This is a genomic window from Paraglaciecola sp. QJM3NY_14 (assembly GCF_056173245.1).
The window spans coordinates 358,034-374,577 of the sequence record NZ_CM149664.1 but is presented as its reverse complement, the minus strand read 5'-3'; the positions used below and the strand labels follow the sequence as shown (position 1 = coordinate 374,577).

General features: G+C 48.7%; 12 protein-coding genes. 3 read left to right on the top strand and 9 right to left on the bottom strand.

From position 1 onward, the window contains the following. Positions 1-42: 42 nt before the first annotated feature. The 6 genes from AC0VYA_RS01605 to AC0VYA_RS01580 form a co-directional block, all read right to left on the bottom strand. A complete protein-coding gene (locus tag AC0VYA_RS01605) occupies positions 43-1,854 on the bottom strand; it encodes an acyclic terpene utilization AtuA family protein (RefSeq protein ID WP_475489853.1) in 1,812 nt (603 codons plus the stop codon). Between the two features lie 12 nt (positions 1,855-1,866). Then, a complete protein-coding gene (locus AC0VYA_RS01600; RefSeq protein WP_475489852.1) occupies positions 1,867-3,936 on the bottom strand; it encodes an acetyl/propionyl/methylcrotonyl-CoA carboxylase subunit alpha in 2,070 nt (689 codons plus the stop codon). Between the two features lie 57 nt (positions 3,937-3,993). Beyond that, positions 3,994-4,806 carry an enoyl-CoA hydratase/isomerase family protein gene (locus tag AC0VYA_RS01595; RefSeq protein WP_475489851.1) on the bottom strand — a complete coding sequence of 271 codons (813 nt, stop codon included), beginning with the start codon at positions 4,804-4,806 and terminating at the stop codon, positions 3,994-3,996. An 84-nt stretch (positions 4,807-4,890) separates the two neighbouring features. Continuing rightward, positions 4,891-6,504, bottom strand: coding sequence for an acyl-CoA carboxylase subunit beta (locus AC0VYA_RS01590; protein WP_475489850.1), 1,614 nt, complete (start codon positions 6,502-6,504; stop codon positions 4,891-4,893). A gap of 60 nt (positions 6,505-6,564) precedes the next feature. Then, on the bottom strand, positions 6,565-7,527 hold the full coding sequence (locus tag AC0VYA_RS01585; protein WP_475489849.1) for an NAD(P)H-dependent flavin oxidoreductase: 963 nt from the start codon (positions 7,525-7,527) through the stop codon (positions 6,565-6,567). A 105-nt stretch (positions 7,528-7,632) separates the two neighbouring features. Continuing rightward, entirely contained in the window at positions 7,633-8,787 is a 1,155-nt protein-coding gene (locus tag AC0VYA_RS01580) for an acyl-CoA dehydrogenase family protein (protein ID WP_475489848.1), read from the bottom strand. Between the two features lie 131 nt (positions 8,788-8,918). On the opposite strand from AC0VYA_RS01580, the gene AC0VYA_RS01575 reads away from it, so the two are divergent. After that, positions 8,919-9,887, top strand: a complete 969-nt coding sequence (locus tag AC0VYA_RS01575) for a GlxA family transcriptional regulator (RefSeq protein ID WP_475489847.1) — start codon at positions 8,919-8,921, stop codon at positions 9,885-9,887. Positions 9,888-9,948: 61 nt separating this feature from the next. Here the strand turns inward: AC0VYA_RS01575 and AC0VYA_RS01570 are convergent, their stop codons facing one another. Both AC0VYA_RS01570 and AC0VYA_RS01565 read right to left on the bottom strand, forming a co-directional pair. Continuing rightward, positions 9,949-11,331: a PepSY-associated TM helix domain-containing protein gene (locus AC0VYA_RS01570; RefSeq protein ID WP_475489846.1), complete on the bottom strand. Its 1,383-nt coding sequence runs from the start codon at positions 11,329-11,331 to the stop codon at positions 9,949-9,951. 111 nt (positions 11,332-11,442) lie between these two features. Further along, positions 11,443-11,973, bottom strand: coding sequence for a hypothetical protein (locus tag AC0VYA_RS01565; RefSeq protein WP_475489845.1), 531 nt, complete (start codon positions 11,971-11,973; stop codon positions 11,443-11,445). A gap of 674 nt (positions 11,974-12,647) precedes the next feature. Here AC0VYA_RS01565 and AC0VYA_RS01560 point away from each other — a divergent pair. Continuing rightward, entirely contained in the window at positions 12,648-14,741 is a 2,094-nt protein-coding gene (locus AC0VYA_RS01560; RefSeq protein ID WP_473477631.1) for a TonB-dependent siderophore receptor, read from the top strand. Positions 14,742-14,863: 122 nt separating this feature from the next. On the opposite strand, the gene AC0VYA_RS01555 is transcribed toward AC0VYA_RS01560, so the two are convergent. Continuing rightward, positions 14,864-15,910 (bottom strand): MBL fold metallo-hydrolase, encoded by a 1,047-nt coding sequence (locus AC0VYA_RS01555; RefSeq protein WP_475489844.1) that lies wholly within the window; start codon positions 15,908-15,910, stop codon positions 14,864-14,866. 263 nt (positions 15,911-16,173) lie between these two features. Here AC0VYA_RS01555 and AC0VYA_RS01550 point away from each other — a divergent pair, with 263 nt between their 5' ends. Further along, positions 16,174-16,434 (top strand): NADPH-dependent FMN reductase, encoded by a 261-nt coding sequence (locus AC0VYA_RS01550; protein ID WP_475489843.1) that lies wholly within the window; start codon positions 16,174-16,176, stop codon positions 16,432-16,434. The last annotated feature ends 110 nt before the right edge of the window (positions 16,435-16,544 follow it).

Below are 16,544 nucleotides of genomic sequence, written 5' to 3'. Positions count from 1 at the left end.
TCAAGCGCGTCAATTTGGCTATCTTCTTAGCACGCGAACTCATCACATGTTTTCCCAGCATTTTGGCACCCTAACCGGCATCGATAACAACATTTGCGCGGCAGCCTTGCCTTGGGTATCGGTTCTGAGTGAGGCGGTGCCGCCACCGCCCAGCGCTTGGGTCATAAAGAAGTTAAACCCGTTTATGCCTGGCACGTTATAGCGCGATACGTGCCCTTCAATTTGATGGGCAAAGTAGGTCGCGACAGCCTGCTCAGTCACTTGCTGGTAAAGCACAGGTAAGAATTTCGGCTCTCGCGCCATAAGCCCAATATTGACGTTATCGCCTTTATCGCCGCTACGCGCATAGGCCAATTTGACCAGCGGCACGCTAGTTAGCGCCTCACTGCTTGCAGCATCAGAGCTTGTAACGTCAGCTTTAATAGCATCTGGCGAAAATTGCGCAGCCTCGATAGGGGTAGATGACTCAGGGGTCAGGTAGCATTGGGTGAAAAGCACGGTTTTGTTTAATTGCACCGTAACCGGTACGTCTGACTTATCAATCAGCGTTGAATGTACGCGAATCAATGGTTGCGGTTTGGGCCGCCCTGCCCCAAAACCACTCATGCCCGGCGCTGCTGAGGTGGCTAAATAGGCAATTTCACTGGCGGCAAAGTGCAATGCCATCTTGTTATCGTGATGCAAACCAAACTTGGCAATGACCTCCCGAGTATTTTGGGCTTTAGCGTGTGGGCCGTAGGTATCTTCTGCACCCATAATTTCGATACTGATGCGCCGATAACCGCTTAACCCTTTTGCAGCAAAGGCTCGCTCGGTGCGCTTAACAAGGGCGTTTATATTGACTCTGGCTTTGTCTGCTGCTCGCTCGCCCCCCATAAAGAAAGAGCTTATCAACTTGTAGCCGTCAACGTAGGTAGCGCACACCTTATACTGATTACCCGGCGCTCGCCCCTTTGCTCCTGAAACGCTGACTCTATCTTTGCCTGTTTGGGTCAGGGTGATATTGCTAAAGTCACAGGCGACATCTGGCAATAAATAATTCGCTGGGTCGCCTATTTCATACAAAACCTGTTCACCGATCGTGGCTTCAGTCACCATGCCACCTGTGCTTGGCACTATGCCTACCTCGAACGCGCCGTTGGCGCTCACTTGGGCAATAGGGTAGCTCATGGTGGAAAAGTCAGGCACCAAATGCCAGTCAGTGAAGTTACCGCCGGTGCACTGGGCACCGCACTCTAAAATATGCCCCGCCAATGCGCCTTGGGCCAGTTTGTCGTAATCGTTTTCTTGCCAATTAAACTCGTGCATAAGCGGCCCTATCACCAAGGCGCTATCCACTACGCGCCCGGTTACCACCACATCTGCTCCTGCCGCTAAGGCGTCGGCGATGGGGCGCGCACCTAAATAGGCGTTCATGCTGGCTAAGCGCTCGGGTAAAGGCTGCCCAGTTTGCATTTCTGCAAGGTCGTCGCTGTTCAGATTGGGGCGATTGGCGGATAGGTCATCACCGTATACCCCTGCAATATTCAAGCTGATATCAAGCTCGCTGCATAACTGCTCAAGTGCCTTTATGCAGCTTGGTACATTCATACCACCGGCATTAGCTATCACTTTTATGCCCTTCAGGGCGCAATCGGCCAGCACGTCTTTCATCGCCACGGTGACGAAATCCACGGCGTAGCCGTAATCGCTGTTTTTGGCTTTAGCTTGAGACAAGATAGCCATAGTGACTTCGGCTAAATAATCAAACACCAAGTAGTCAATATTGCCATCGTCCACCAGCTGGCGTGCCGATAGTTGACTGTCACCATAAAAGGCCGATGCACCGCCAATTCTTACTGTTTTGTTGCTCATAAACGTCCTCGATTACGCATCGCTGTGCGTATCGTCGTTGCTACTGATACTGACCAATAGCTGTTTAGATTTCACCTGCTGGCCCGTTGTTGCGCGCACCTCAGTGACGCGCCCCGTGCTCAGCGCCTTTAACTGATGCTCCATTTTCATGGCTTCCATGACGACCATAAGTTGCCCGGCTTCAACGGCATCCCCCTCTTTTACCAATACATCAACTATCACTCCGTCCATGACGGCGTTGATTTCGCCACTTGCGTTTTGCTCACTCACACTTGCTGGCAGCTGGGTGATATCGTCGACTCGGTAATGGCCACTGCCATCATCTAAAAAGAGTGTTGTGTCTTGCTGCGCATAGCTAAAACCTTGGCGGATGTCCTCTTCAATCACCACCGCTTGATTCGCCCCCTGACTTACCAAGGTAAGTTCTGTCTCTTGGGTCTCACTTTTGACTAAGTATCGGTCCGCCTGTTTGTGTATTTGCACTGCATAGACGTGCTCATTGATTTTCAGGGTGAAGTGATACACCTGTGGCGCTGCACTGCTCCAAGTAGGCTGGCCAAATGAAGCGTGCTGACCAGATAAAGGGTGCTGAAAGTAAATCATGGCGGCTCTGGCAAGCGTGCCTATCGCGGGAGCCGTATTTTGGGTACTGGCATGCTCGGTAAAATGTTGCTCAATAAAGGCTGTTGTCGTCTCGGCGTTTATAAAAGCGGGGTGGCGCAGTACATTAAGCAAGAAAGCTTTGTTGGTGTTCACGCCCACTAGCTGAATGTCTTCAATGGCACTGGCGAGTCGCCGTGCGGCGGTTGCCCGGTCTGGCCCATAGGCGATGACTTTCGCCAACATGGGATCGTAATGAGCACTGACGGTATCACCGGTATTGATGCCGTGATCGACACGAATACCTTCGCGTTCAGGGTATTGCCATACAAGAATATTGCCCGTTTGGGGCATAAAGCGTTGCCGAGGGTCTTCCGCGTACAACCGCACCTCAATGGCGTGACCGTCAAGGTTAACCTCTTGTTGCGTTAACGGCAGCGCTTCACCCGCAGCTACCCGCAGTTGCCACTCCACTAAGTCCAGCCCTGTGATAAGTTCAGTCACCGGATGCTCCACTTGTAAGCGAGTATTCATTTCTAAAAAGTAGAAGTTTTTGTCACTATCAACCAAGAACTCTACCGTGCCTGCGCCTTGATAGCCGCACGCTTTGGCTGCACTCACAGCCGCTTGCCCCATGCGTTCCCGTAATTCTTCATCAACAAAGGGCGATGGCGCTTCTTCAACCACTTTTTGATGACGACGCTGTATCGAGCAGTCACGTTCACCCAAATAAACGGTATTGCCGTGACTATCAGCAAATATTTGAATTTCGATATGCCGAGGGGCCAAAACCGCGCGTTCAAGAATTAATTCACCGCTACCGAACGCACTAAGTGCTTCAGAGCGTGCGGTTTTTATCTGCGCCGCTAACTCACCTTGCTCAGTGACCAAACGCATACCGCGCCCGCCACCACCAGCAGAGGCTTTAACCATGATAGGAAAGCCTACATCAGCTGCCTTTTTAATCAGCACTTGGTCGCTTTGTTCTGCACCTTGATAACCAGGGATACACGGCACGCCGGCGTCTAACATGGCTACCTTTGATAGCCGCTTGCTGCCCATCAATTCAATGGCCGAGGCATCAGGGCCGATAAACTGAATCCCCGCGGCATCACAGGCCCGTGCAAACGCTGGGTTTTCAGATAAAAAACCATAACCAGGGTGAATAGCATCGGCTTGGGTTTTGTGCGCTGCCGCAATAATGTTGTCGATCATCAGATACGACTCGGACACACTGGCAGGGCCCACACACACCGCTTGATCGGCGGCGAGTACATGAGCAGCGTCTTTGTCCGCCTCGCTATACACAGCCACTGTGCGATACCCCATTTGGCGAGCCGTGCGAATAACCCTCAAGGCAATTTCGCCGCGATTGGCGATCAGTATTTTGTGAAACTGATTTTGCTTTTTAAGCCCAGCGGATTGGGTTGCACCAGCTTGTGTATCGCTATTTTGAATGTTTATCATTTGCTCAGTACTCATGTATGCCTGCCTCTATTCACACCAGCTCTATTTACACCTGCTTTATTTACAACAGATCTACTCACACCAGCTTGGTTTGCGTTTTTGCATAAAGGCTTGGGTGCCCTCTTTACCTTCATCAGACGCTAAGGCTTGGGTAAATACATCCGCGGCTTCATCCAATAGGGTGTCTAGTTCGATCGTTCCCACCTTCAGCATGAGTGCTTTGGTATTGGCATTCGCCTTTGGCGCACCGCGCCGGACGTGTTTGAGCACCTCATTGAGCTGGGCTTGCAGCGCCTCTTGCGTCTCGCAAACAAAATGCACAATACCCAAGGCTTGGCTCTGGTCTGCCCCTACTCGCTCGCCCAATAACGCCAGACGCCGTGCTTGGGTTAGGCCGATACGCGTGACGACAAAAGGGGCGATTTGTGCGGGTACGACACCCAGCCCAGTTTCAGGCATGGCAAAAAAAGTACTTTGATGGGCGATAGCAATATCAGACACGCACGCCAAGCCAAATCCGCCGCCTAACACAGCGCCTTCAAGCTGGGTAATAACCACTTGGGGCGCCTGATTTACTTGGGCGACCATGCGCCCGAAGCTGCGGTTAAAATGCCAAATAGTCTGTTGCTTATCTTGTTCACTGGCCGCGTCGCTGTGCATATCTGAAATATCACCGCCCGCACAGAAATTGCCTTCGCTACCGCGAATAACCACTGCACGCACCGAGCTGTCATCGGCTATATCGCTAAATACCGCCATAACGTCATTGACTAAGGCTAAATTCATCGCGTTTTTCTTGTGTGGCCGATTAAAGGTAATGGTTAACACCCCTTGAGCAAGGCTGACTAAAATTTCTCGATACTGCTTTTGGCTTACATTCGACATCTCTTTATCTCTATTTGGTTATCTCTATTGCGTTATTCGTGACTAGCCCAGATTAAGGCGGCGCCCCATCAGGTATTTTTGTCGCTAGAAACGAGGCACACCAAACTGGCTGGTATTGACCTTTCGCGCTTGGCCTTCACGGCAAATATCTAGCACGAAAGCCAATATTTCTCGGGTGTCTCTTGGGTCGATAATGCCGTCATCCCACAAGCGAGCTGAATTAGCCAATGCGCCGGATTTGGCTTGCATCACTTCTACCGTGCGCTTTTCAAGCGCGTCCAGTTTGTCTGTGTCGATAGCATTAGCGCGAGCCATTTTGGCGCTGGCTACCGTTCTAAGAACACTACCTGCTTGGGCTGGCCCCATAACGGCCACCACAGAGCGGGGCCAGGCAAACATAAAGTTAGGCTCGATACCACGGCCTGCCATAGCGTAATTGCCGGCGCCGTATGAGCCGCCCAGCACAAGGCTGATTTTAGGCACACTGCTATTAGTGACCGCTTGAATAAGCTTGGCGCCATGCTTAATGATGCCGGCACGCTCAGATTCAGTCCCCACCAAAAACCCCGTGGTGTTATGCAGGAAAAGAATCGGCGTGCCCGACTGTTCACATAATTGTATAAATTGCGCTGCTTTGGCTGCGCCGTGAGCAGTGATAGGCGCATTATTACCAATCACGCCGCATACCATGCCGTGCAATCTCATATGCCCGCACACGGTTCCCATGTCATACTCGGCTTTAAAATCGAGAAAATCAGAGCCATCGGCAATGCGTGCAATCACTTCTCGCACGTCGTAAGGCGTCTTCGCTTCTTTTGGGACTATGCCCAACAGCTGCTCTTTGTCGTGCAAAGGCTCTTGGTACTGATTTACTGCCTGAGGATGGACATTGTCATTCCAGTTCAAACTGGCGGTGATCTCACGCACAATGCGAATACCATCTGCGTCATTTTCAGCTTGATAGTCGGCAACACCGGAAATTTCGCTGTGCATTTGTGAGCCGCCTATTTCTTCGTCCGTGGCAATTTCACCCGTCGCCGCTTTTAGCAATGGCGGACCCGCCAGGTACACAGTGGACTGGCCTTTGATCATCACCACATAATCCGACAGCCCTGGTTGGTAGGCGCCGCCAGCTGTTGCGCTACCGTGCACTAACGTAATTTGCGGGATACCCGCCGCTGACAGCTTAGCCTGCATGGCAAAAGCCGCGCCTGAGAACCCAAACCAATCTCCCAATGAGGTTAAGTCGCCACCACCACTTTGGGCTAAGGCAATCACAGGCAATTTGTTTTGCAACGCCATTTGGTACATGCGCAGGCGCTTGTGGCTGCCAAGCTGAGTAATGCTGCCACCTTTGGTTAAGTAGTCATCAATCATGACAATACAGCGGGCGCCAGATACATAGCCAATGCCAGCGATGACGCCGCCACCGGCAGCAGAACCGTCGGTATCCCCTTCTTGCATGTAACCACATAAGCTCGATAATTCTAAAAAGGGCGCGCCGGGGTCAAGTAGCCTTGACAACCGCTCTCTGGGGGGGATAAGCCCGCGCTTAATGTAGCGAGGGGCTTTTTCGTCGGCCAATTGAATAACACGCTTTTCAATCGCTCTAATCTCTAAGACCGCTTCGTGCATGACGAGGGTGTTTTGCTTAAAAGACTCACCGTGCTCATCAAGCTGGGTGTGAAATAGGGCCATGTGACCAATCCTTATTCAATAAGTGAGAACGTGACGTGGTGGGCATTGCGAGACGCCTATTTAGTCTTGATTATTTAAGAACGCTGGGTGCGCTACTGCGCCGCGATACTCTTCTTTGATCTGCTCAACTAACTCAGCCATAGGTAACACGTGCTTGATACCTGCTACACCGTGCCCTGCGCTCCAAAAATCTTTCCACGCGTTGCTTTCGCCTAGATCTAAGTCCACATGAGTTTTGGCGGTAAAGTTGGCTAAATCGACCCCTGCGCGAGCGATAGAGGGTTTTAAAAAGTTACATTTCACCCCGGTGAAGGTATCGGTGTAGATAAGATCGCTTATCTGTGAGTCCACCAGCATGGACTTATAATCTGGGTCTACTTCTGCCTCTTCAGTGGCGATAAAGCGGGTGCCCATATAGCTAAAATCAGCCCCGAGAATCTCGGCAGCGCGCACACCCATACCGTCATTGATCGCCCCGGCAAGCGCTAGTGGCCCACTCCAAAATTCACGGATCTCTCGCACCAAGGCAAACGGGTTTATTTCACCGGCATGGCCACCCGCACCAGCGGTGACTATGATGATGCCGTCAACACCGGCCTGAATGGCTTTTTTGGCATGGTCAGCGCGAATAACATCGTGGAAAACCAAGCCGCCCCATTGGTGAACCTCTGCAACGACGTCTGCGGGGTTACCTTGACTGGTGATCACAAAAGGCACTTGGTGCTTCTTAACCACCGCGCGATCACTTTCTAACCGCGTATTTGAGGGGTGCACGACTAAATTAACCGCAAAAGGTGCAACAGGCTTTTGGGGGTTTGCCGCGGCATATTCGGCAAGTTCACTGCTGATCTGCGTGAGCCAGGTATCAAGCAAATCTTGGGTGCGTGTATTAAAAGTGGGGAACGACCCCACTATGCCATTTTTGCAGGCGCTGATAACGAGCTCCGGGCTAGACACCAAGAACATCGGCGCGCAAATCACGGGTAAGCTCAGTTTATTGTTAAATAAGGCGGGTATCGCCATGTTACTTATCCTTTGTTAATCCTGTATGCATCGAGGGACGATAGCGCGGACGCGCTAGCTCATCATCAGAGCCGCTAGCGCATGCCAACACTTGTCATAGGGCGATTATCGGCGCTTAGGGAATATGTCCATGTGCTTGGCGATAATGCCCAGCATCATTTCATCGCTGCCCCCGGCGATAGATAAAATGCGCGTGTCGCGATAGGCTCTGGCAACAGGGTTGTCCCACATAAAGCCCATACCGCCCCAGTACTGCAGGCAGGAGTCGGTGACTTCACGCCATAAACGGCCGCTTTTGAGTTTGGCCATCGATGCAAGGTAGGTGGCATCTTCACCATCGATATGCTGCTGGCAGGCACGCCATGTTAATGCGCGAAGGGCTTCAACTTCGGTTTGCAATTCAGCTAACTTAAAATGCACGACTTGGTTGTTCAGCACGGGCTGACCGAAAGTGTGGCGCTCTTTGCACCACCCAATGGTGTCTTGGAGCATGCGCTCCATTCCTTTGTGCGCGCTTGCGGCGGCGTACATTCGCTCTTCTTGGAATTGCATCATTTGCATGGTGAAGCCCTTGTTTTCTTCACCGATACGATTACGTTTGGGCACCCTTACATTGTTGAAAAATATTTGCCCCGTGTCGCTGGCACGCATGCCTAACTTATTTAAGGGCTTAGAGATTTCAATGCCGGGCGTATTCAGCGGCACAACAATAAGGGATTTATTGGCATGCACATTACCGTCACTGGTATTGGCCAACAGGCAAATCCAATCAGCTTGTGTGGCATTGGTTATCCACATTTTGCTGCCGTTGATGACGTAATCATCGCCGTCACTTTTTGCTGTGGTTTTCAAACCTGCCACATCAGAGCCTGCACCAGGCTCACTGACGCCAATACACGCCACCATGTCACCGGCAACAGCTGGGGCTAAAAATTCACGCTTGAGTTCGTCGCTACCAAAACGCGCTAAAGCTGGGGTGGCCATATCGGTTTGCACACCAATAGCCATGGGAAGCGAGCCACCATAGGCGCGACCTAATTCTTCAGCAAACACTAAGTTATAGCTGTAATCTAGCCCAGAGCCACCGTACGCCTCGGGTTTATGAATGCCCAGTAGCCCTAAGTCTCCCATCTTCTTAAACAGGGTGTGCAAAGGTGCGATACCGGCGCTTTCCCATTCTTCAATGAAGGGATCCATTTCATTGTCGACAAAGTTTTTGACTGTTTTTCTAAGGGCATCGTGCTCTTCGCTAAGCTGCATTGTTCTCTCCAGATTCAACATCATTGTCCCTATCTTAAAGATGTAAAAATTCTGTTAACAGCGTGACTCAGGTCATTTAACTGGTCATTCGGGCCAATTTTGTAAATAATGCCAAATAAACAGGAGAAAACATGCTCAAGCACGTGACATTGTTTGCCAGCGAAAATGCAATGGGACTTAGCTTAGGCCTGACTCATGATGTGTTAGCGTTTGCATCTACCTTGCAGCAGCGCTTAATCGGTCAGGCGATTGAGATATCTTTGGTAACCGTAGATGGTAAGCCCACGTCTACATTCAGTGGATTGGCCATTACACCTGACTGTGCATTAGATGAAGTTCAAGACACAGATTTGATTATTCTGCACAGTATATGGGGAGAGGTCGACACGCTACTGAGCAAACAAGCAGCGCTTTACCCTAGGCTTCGCACTTGGCACGAGCAAGGCAAACCTATAATGGCGGCAGCCACCGGCGCTTACTTTTTAGCAGAAGCAGGGTTATTGAACGATCGAATAAGCACCACCCACTGGCATAAGCAAGCAGACTTCGCTAAGCGATATCCCAAAGTCGATGTCAGAGCCGAACGCTTTATCACAGCCACGGGAGAGCTCTACTGTTCAGCAGGCATGAATGCAGGACTCGAAATACTGGTTTACTTGATTTCTAAACTCTCATCGTCGTTGGTTGGTGAGGCTGTAGAGCACGCGTTTCTTGTAGACTTTCGAACCGGTTATGCTGGCGAATTCACCTCAATCAGCCATCAAACTTATCACCAAGACGATGAAATACTGTCGATTCAGCAATGGCTAGAAATGCACTTCATGAGCTCAATTTTGATTGAGCAATTAGCAAGTAAAGTGAATATGAGCCCCAGAACGTTTAAACGGCGGTTCAAAGAAGCCACAGGTGAAACGCCGCTGGGTTATATTCAACAATTACGTATTGAGCAAGGCAAAGAGCACCTTAAACATAGCGATAAAAGTATCGAAGAGATTTCATGGGCCGTCGGCTATCAAGATGCAGGACACTTCAACCGCTTGTTTAAACGAAAATATCGCAAGAATGCTTCCGCCTGGCGTCAACAATACCGCTCTTATTGAGCTTTTTTATACCATCGCTGCTGTCAGGCGAACTTGGTTGCCCCTTCGCTCTAGCACAAGCCTACGTCGATTCAGGCTGACTCACCTGACGATCTTCATTTCCTGTCAGAGTTATCTGCCGGTGCCCTCTCGCCAACAAATACGCAGCGTACAGGGCAAGCGGAACATTGATTTGCAAGGCTGCAATGGTAAAGGCTGCAGCGCCAGCCTTGGCTGTGTAAGCTGCGATGAATATGAGCAGTGAGAACGCCAGTGCATGTTTGAGCCTAGCGCCCCATAGCTGCACGTTTTGCTGGCGCGTCGCTACTACGAGGGCAGCGACCAAGCCGAGCCAAATGAAGAGGTCGATTCGCACGTGCACAAACAAATTGAGCAGCGCGCTCACGCTAAGTATCAGCGGTGTGCCCCACACCAGTGTTGGCCACCACAGGTTAATCACATCGGTAGTTTTGCGTTTTCTCAGCCAAATATTGATACCTGTGGCCGATACCACGGTTAACATCATACCGAGTACAAAATACAATAACTTGCTTGCGATGCCAGCAAATTCACCAAAATGCAGGCGATACATTGAAAAGATAATTTGTTTGGCAAGACCACCATCACGGTATCCGGCGGTTTCTAAGAAATTACCCTGAATATCAAAACGATAATTCTCAGAGTAAATCAACCGCCCAGGTTGTTTCACGTACGCTTCGATAAATTGTCCCGGCGTATTTGGCTCATGAATAGTGAGAAATAACGGCGTACCTTCAGGATTATGCTGCTCAATATACTCCATGGCGCGGCCTATCTGTGGTCTTTGTAAGGGTTGCTCTAAAGCTGGCTCAGGGGTGAATAACTCATCCAAAACCGCCTGATTATCCCCTGCATAAAATGCTTGCGACACCAGCCCAATCAACACAGTGGCCAAGCCGAAATAGGCACCTGTTACGCCAATCATTATGTGAAAAGGCGCTGCCCACACACTGAAGCGATTATGCAAATCAATGTTTTCTTGCAGCCCAGTGCCGCCGCGGCGAAAGCGAAAGGCGTCTTTGATGATACGAGGATGGGCAAGAAAGCCAGACAAAATTAGCGCACACAACAGTGCACCAAACGCACTAACGAGGATCATGCCGAAGCTTTTGGGTAGATGCAGATACAAGTGCAAGTCCACCAGCATTTTAGTCCAGTGAGACTGCTCTACTTCACCTAATGAGCCATCAGGATTGACGAAATGCGCGATATGGTCATTCTCGACCACCACCCTTGGGATACCCGAACCTGGAAAGACCACATACATGTGCTCAGTTTCTTCGGGGTAGGTTTCAACAAAGTTGTCATACGCTTTTTCGATGACGGCAATATCAACCTTGCCTGTTTCAGGGATTTGCGGTTGCTCCCAGCGCTCAAGCTCTTGATGGAACACCGCCAAAGTGCCGGATAAACAAATTATGTACATAAACGCGCTAACAAATAGTCCCAACCAGGCATGGGCAGAGAGCGACCGTTTACTGAGAGACGGGGTGTTTACTAGTTTTTTTTGAGGATCTACTTTTGAATTTTTCATGGCTTAAACAAATAAATAAAGGCTGGAGGCAAGCGATACAAATACACTAAATATCAGAGGGTTGCGTTTTTTCTCGCAGGACAAATGCCAGAATGACAAGCCCGACCAAACCAATGGCGAAATGATAACCCCTGTTACGAGCTGAGTTGGCCGCTCTAAAGGCAGTATATCTAGTGAGGCAATCACTAACAGGCTGCTAACCACCATCAGTAAAACAAGATGATAGAGAATATATCCGCTATTTTTCGCGAGCTTATTTGCATTGAATTGTATCGATTTGTCAGCTTTTACAATGTGCTTGCTAGGCATTTGTGTTTTTTGCTCACGTAGTATGCCTAGCCACACGTAAAGCGCGGGTAACCCGAGTGCAAACACGACGCCGTATTCTGTGCCAAGCGCCACGATCAATAATGGCAAAGTGGCTAATAAGCAACCCCATCCAGCAAGTGCGTAGCGAGTAGAGTGTTGCTTCCAGCTCATATAAAGTACATAGCAGCCTAATAAGCCCAGCGCTATGGCGAGTAACAGTATCATTGGTATTCCCGTGGTTTTTATTATGTGTAAATCGTGAGCGATAGATTGCCTCTTTAACGTCGCCTCGTAATGCACAAGTGCGCTACAGCTTACGTAGAGAAGGCTAAATCACTAATGAAACTGATGCAGGCACATTCATTACCGCACTTTTTCCTTTGAAAGGCTTTTTAAGCGCGGGTAGCAAGGTGCTTTGCAAATACCCAATAAAAAGATAATGATAATGATTACCATTAATGCTGTAAAGCGAATTCGACGTGACAGTAATTTAGCTCTTACTGGTGCTCTTTCTTTATCACGCACACCCACAATGCGTAGCAAAACGTGACGGCCTATTAGCAGCCGCTCTTATACATACTTAATAGACTTGCCCTCAATCACAAACTTGGGAACTTGGTTATCAGCCAGGCTTCCTTCGCTGAGTGGACAACCGCGTTCTTCTTTGTCTCAGTGCTTTACCGATATCTTTCACTGATTTTTTATTTACTTGCAAGCATCTCTACTACCCAATATCTCTGCGTTATTAAAAGCATGCTTCACGATTTCACACGCACTAATAAAAACAGCAGACTAAACATGCGAATGCAAATAGTTATCATATAGAATAGAATTTGTGTATGATCCCCGCGTTCTTCATCCACTCACCGTTAAAACATACATATAAACAAGGAAAACTAATGAAGCTGTACAACCTATTTAGCTTGTCTTTATTCACCCTCGCCATGCAAGCTCAGGCGCAAGAAGCGACAGATGCCATTGAAATCAAGCAAGCAGATGCAGAGGTTGAACACTTACTTATTTCCGGTGTACGTCAAGATAGGATTAGCGGGGGTGCGACCGGTCTAACAATGAATATAAGCGAAACACCTCAATCGATTAGCGTTATCACGTCAGACTTGATGGACAATTTCGCCGCCTTTAACATTAACGATGCTCTACGGTTAGCCACAGGCGTGACAGTAGAGGCCTGGGAAACCAACCGTACTAATTACTCCTCTCGTGGCTTTGAAATCAAAAACACCCAAATTGACGGTGTGGGTTTACCGAATGATTGGGGCATAGTGACAGGGGCCATTGACGCCTATGGGTACGAAAGTATTGAAGTTATTCGTGGTGCCAATGGTTTGCTGACGGGTGTAGGTAACGCATCGGGCACAATCAACTATGTACGCAAACGCCCCACGAATGAAACAGGCGGCGAAGTCAGTGTTATTGCTGGCTCCTATGATTTCAAACGTATTCAAGCCGACTATAACACCCTGCTCACAGAAGATGGGCGCTGGGCTGCCCGGTTTGTGGTGGCTGGCGAGGACACCAACTCCCATTTAGATGGATTATCAGATAACTTAGGTTATTTCTACGGCGTGGTTGATGGTCAGCTAACGGATCACTCTACTCTTACTGTCGGGATATCTCATCAAGACGCCAATACTGATGGCAATTTGTGGGGCGGCCTGGTATTCAATTATACAGACGGTACCCAAGCCGAGTGGGACGACAGCGATTCCACCACACAAGACTGGACCATGTGGGACACCCAAAATACTAACGCCTTTGTAGAGTTCACCAGTCAACTCAGTGACAATTGGCGCCTTGATGTGAACTATCACAAACGCTATTTCGAAGAACAAGATAAGCTGTTTTATGCCTATGGCACCATCGACAAAGAGACGAACTTAGGACTTTTAGGTTATCCCGGTCGTTACGACTCAGATATCGATTCCGATTTACTTGAAGTAAAAACATCAGGTTTTTTTAGTGCATTTGGCTTTGAACATGAAGCGACATTTGGTGTTAGCTATGCCCAAAGTACGGACACTATGTTTAACTACGCAGCCGATTTTACCGAAGCCGCATGGGGTGCATTACCAGCATTTCCTTATGCCCTTGACGCTATCGCCGAGCCTGATTGGCAAGAGCGCACACTGTATTCAGAAATTAAGCAAAACCTAACCCGCGTATTCGGCTCAACCAAAATTACATTAAGTGATAGCCTGTTTATGATTGCCGGTGTAAATGCCATTGATTTTGAGCGAAGTGGCGATAACAGTGGTACCACTATCGATAATAGCGAAAGTGAGCTAAGTCCATATGTCGGCTTTACCTATGCCATAACAGAAGACATCAATGCCTACGCTAGTTACTCAGATATCTACCAGCCCCAAGAACAGTATGATTTATCGGGGCAATACCTTGACCCAACTAAAGGCAAGAATACCGAAGCTGGTATTAAAGTTCAGTGGCTAGATGAGAGCCTACTAACTACGTTTGCTTATTTTACCGCAGAGCAAGAAAACCTAGCCTCATATGCAGGTATCAATCCTGATAACGGGCAATATTACTACAACGGCATTGATGTTGACTCAAAAGGCTTTGAGATTGAAATGACAGGTCAGCTCACAGATGATCTCAGTGTGATTTTGGGCTATACCGCCATTGAAATTGAAGACGACCAAGGTGCTGATGCCAATACTTGGGCACCTCGTGACTACGTTAATTTCTCATTGAATTACACTGTGCCCGTAGTGCCAAGCCTAACAGTCGGTGTTAGTGGTCGCTGGCAATCAGAAACCAAAAACACTGATTACAACGTCACCCAAGACAGCTACTTTTTGCTAAACGCCTATGCCAGTTACGACATTACCAATGACCTCAGCGTTAGAGCGAATTTGAATAATATCACTGACGAAAAATACCTTAGCAGTCTGCACAGCTCGTTTTTCTATGCCGCCCCTATTAACGGTACAGTCAGCGTAACCTACAGCTTCTAATCCCACAGCTTCCCGCCCTGTCCAGGGTGAGAAGCTGCGTTATTGATAGCGCAGCGATAAACAAAAAATGAGCAAGAAAAAGGGCAAATCATATTTGCCCTTTTTGGTTTCAACGTCCTTAGCTAATCACCAACCAGCGCAAAAACATAGTGGCCGTGTTCGTTGACATCTCGGGTGACTTCCCCCTCAAAATACAAATAGTTGAGGTGCGCCAGCGCTTCGGCAATAGCGAAGAACATATTGTGTTCATTCAATTCCCGCTTAAATAACACAGATAAGCATTCTTTGATGGTTTTACCTTGTGCGCAAAACGCTTTTAAGTTGGCGAGATGCTCATAGTGATGCTCAGCCAGCTCATCAACCCGCTTATGCAATCCAACGAAAGGTTGCTTATGTGATGGCAGCACCAGTGCATCACTGGGTAACGTTTTAAACTGCGGTAGCGTGTCTAAGTACATCTTTAATGCGTTAGCATTTGGTTCAGTGCTGTACACCCCTATATTTGGGGTGATAATCGGTAGTACGTGATCCCCTGATATCAATACATTCGTTGTGGGGCTAAATAAGCAGACATGCTCTGGCGAATGTCCGCGGCCAATCAATATTTGCCATTGATGCTGGCCAATGGTCAGCTCGTCGCCCTCTTGTAAACGCTCATGATGCAATGGAATGGGGCGAATAACCTGCCCGACTCCTTTGTTCGTTTTACGGTTTTCACTGGCGGTTGCCACGTATTCAGGCGACATGCCACAGCGTACTAAGTACTCATCGTCTTGCCAGTCTGATGCTCCTCGACTGCCGGCACTCATAGCTCGGCCAACAAAATATTCTGAGTGGCTCATGTACAATGGCGCGCGATATTTATCAACCAAATAACCCGCCATGCCGATGTGATCTGGGTGCATGTGGGTCACAATGACCTTAGTCAAAGGCACATCCAATTTACTCAGTAAGCTATCCCATAACTCTTGTGTTTTGCTAACCCCAAAGCCAGTATCGATGAGCGCGTAGCCTTTATCCCCCGTTACCGGATCATTGTCTTCTATCAAGTATAAGTTGATATGATCCAGCTCAAAGGGCAACGGCATGCGTAACCACAAAATACCCGGTGATACCTGCCGCCACTCACCCGGTTCTGGTGGTTGCACATCAATAAAGTCGATAGTCATTGGGCGTACTCCACAATTTATATCACCCTATTACAATCAACTTTGATCTAGATCACCACGCACAACGATGAATCAATAACTATTAAAGCCTTGAATAGCACACTGGCGATTAATTGTTAAAATAAGCCAGCGCTTCGCTCGCTTAACCATGCAAACACTTATCTTTATAAGCATTTATTTTTGCAAGTATTTATTTTGGCAAGCATTACAGGCGAACCCGCTGTAGCATTCATCGCAATTAGATTAGCAATGGAGATCACGTAATGAAATTTTTAGTTTTTTTGGGCACCGTTCGCGATAGCACGCCTCCGCGCCCTGCCCGCTTGGGTCTTCGTGTCGCTAAAGCCTGCATGGCGTGTTTAGATGCGCGTTTTCATGAGCATGAGTTTGAATTGATTGATGCGCTGGATTACCCACTTGAGCCGGTCTTCAAACCCCATTTTGCTTACGCTAAAAGTAAAGCGCCCCCAGAGCTGAATACGCTAGCAGCAAAGATAGCCGCCGCAGATGGCTTTATTATGTAATACCAACTCCATTAAATAATTAGCCACTCAGCGAAAATTTAAAGGGACTTAATTAAGGCGCTTGAATGAAGTAATAGTGGTTCTCTTTCGAGTTCGAGCAACGCAGAGTA

Bases quoted from the DNA above. Each gene is read 5' to 3' on its own strand.
- AC0VYA_RS01600 (WP_475489852.1), bottom strand. From the start codon at position 3,936: ATGAGTACTGAGCAAATGATAAACATTCAAAATAGCGATACACAAGCT.
- AC0VYA_RS01550 (WP_475489843.1), top strand. From the start codon at position 16,174: ATGAAATTTTTAGTTTTTTTGGGCACCGTTCGCGATAGCACGCCTCCG.
- AC0VYA_RS01575 (WP_475489847.1), top strand. From the start codon at position 8,919: ATGCTCAAGCACGTGACATTGTTTGCCAGCGAAAATGCAATGGGACTT.
- AC0VYA_RS01555 (WP_475489844.1), bottom strand. From the start codon at position 15,910: ATGACTATCGACTTTATTGATGTGCAACCACCAGAACCGGGTGAGTGG.
- AC0VYA_RS01590 (WP_475489850.1), bottom strand. From the start codon at position 6,504: ATGGCCCTATTTCACACCCAGCTTGATGAGCACGGTGAGTCTTTTAAG.
- AC0VYA_RS01565 (WP_475489845.1), bottom strand. From the start codon at position 11,973: ATGATACTGTTACTCGCCATAGCGCTGGGCTTATTAGGCTGCTATGTA.
- AC0VYA_RS01570 (WP_475489846.1), bottom strand. From the start codon at position 11,331: ATGTACATAATTTGTTTATCCGGCACTTTGGCGGTGTTCCATCAAGAG.
- AC0VYA_RS01595 (WP_475489851.1), bottom strand. From the start codon at position 4,806: ATGTCGAATGTAAGCCAAAAGCAGTATCGAGAAATTTTAGTCAGCCTT.
- AC0VYA_RS01580 (WP_475489848.1), bottom strand. From the start codon at position 8,787: ATGCAGCTTAGCGAAGAGCACGATGCCCTTAGAAAAACAGTCAAAAAC.
- AC0VYA_RS01560 (WP_473477631.1), top strand. From the start codon at position 12,648: ATGAAGCTGTACAACCTATTTAGCTTGTCTTTATTCACCCTCGCCATG.
- AC0VYA_RS01585 (WP_475489849.1), bottom strand. From the start codon at position 7,527: ATGGCGATACCCGCCTTATTTAACAATAAACTGAGCTTACCCGTGATT.
- AC0VYA_RS01605 (WP_475489853.1), bottom strand. From the start codon at position 1,854: ATGAGCAACAAAACAGTAAGAATTGGCGGTGCATCGGCCTTTTATGGT.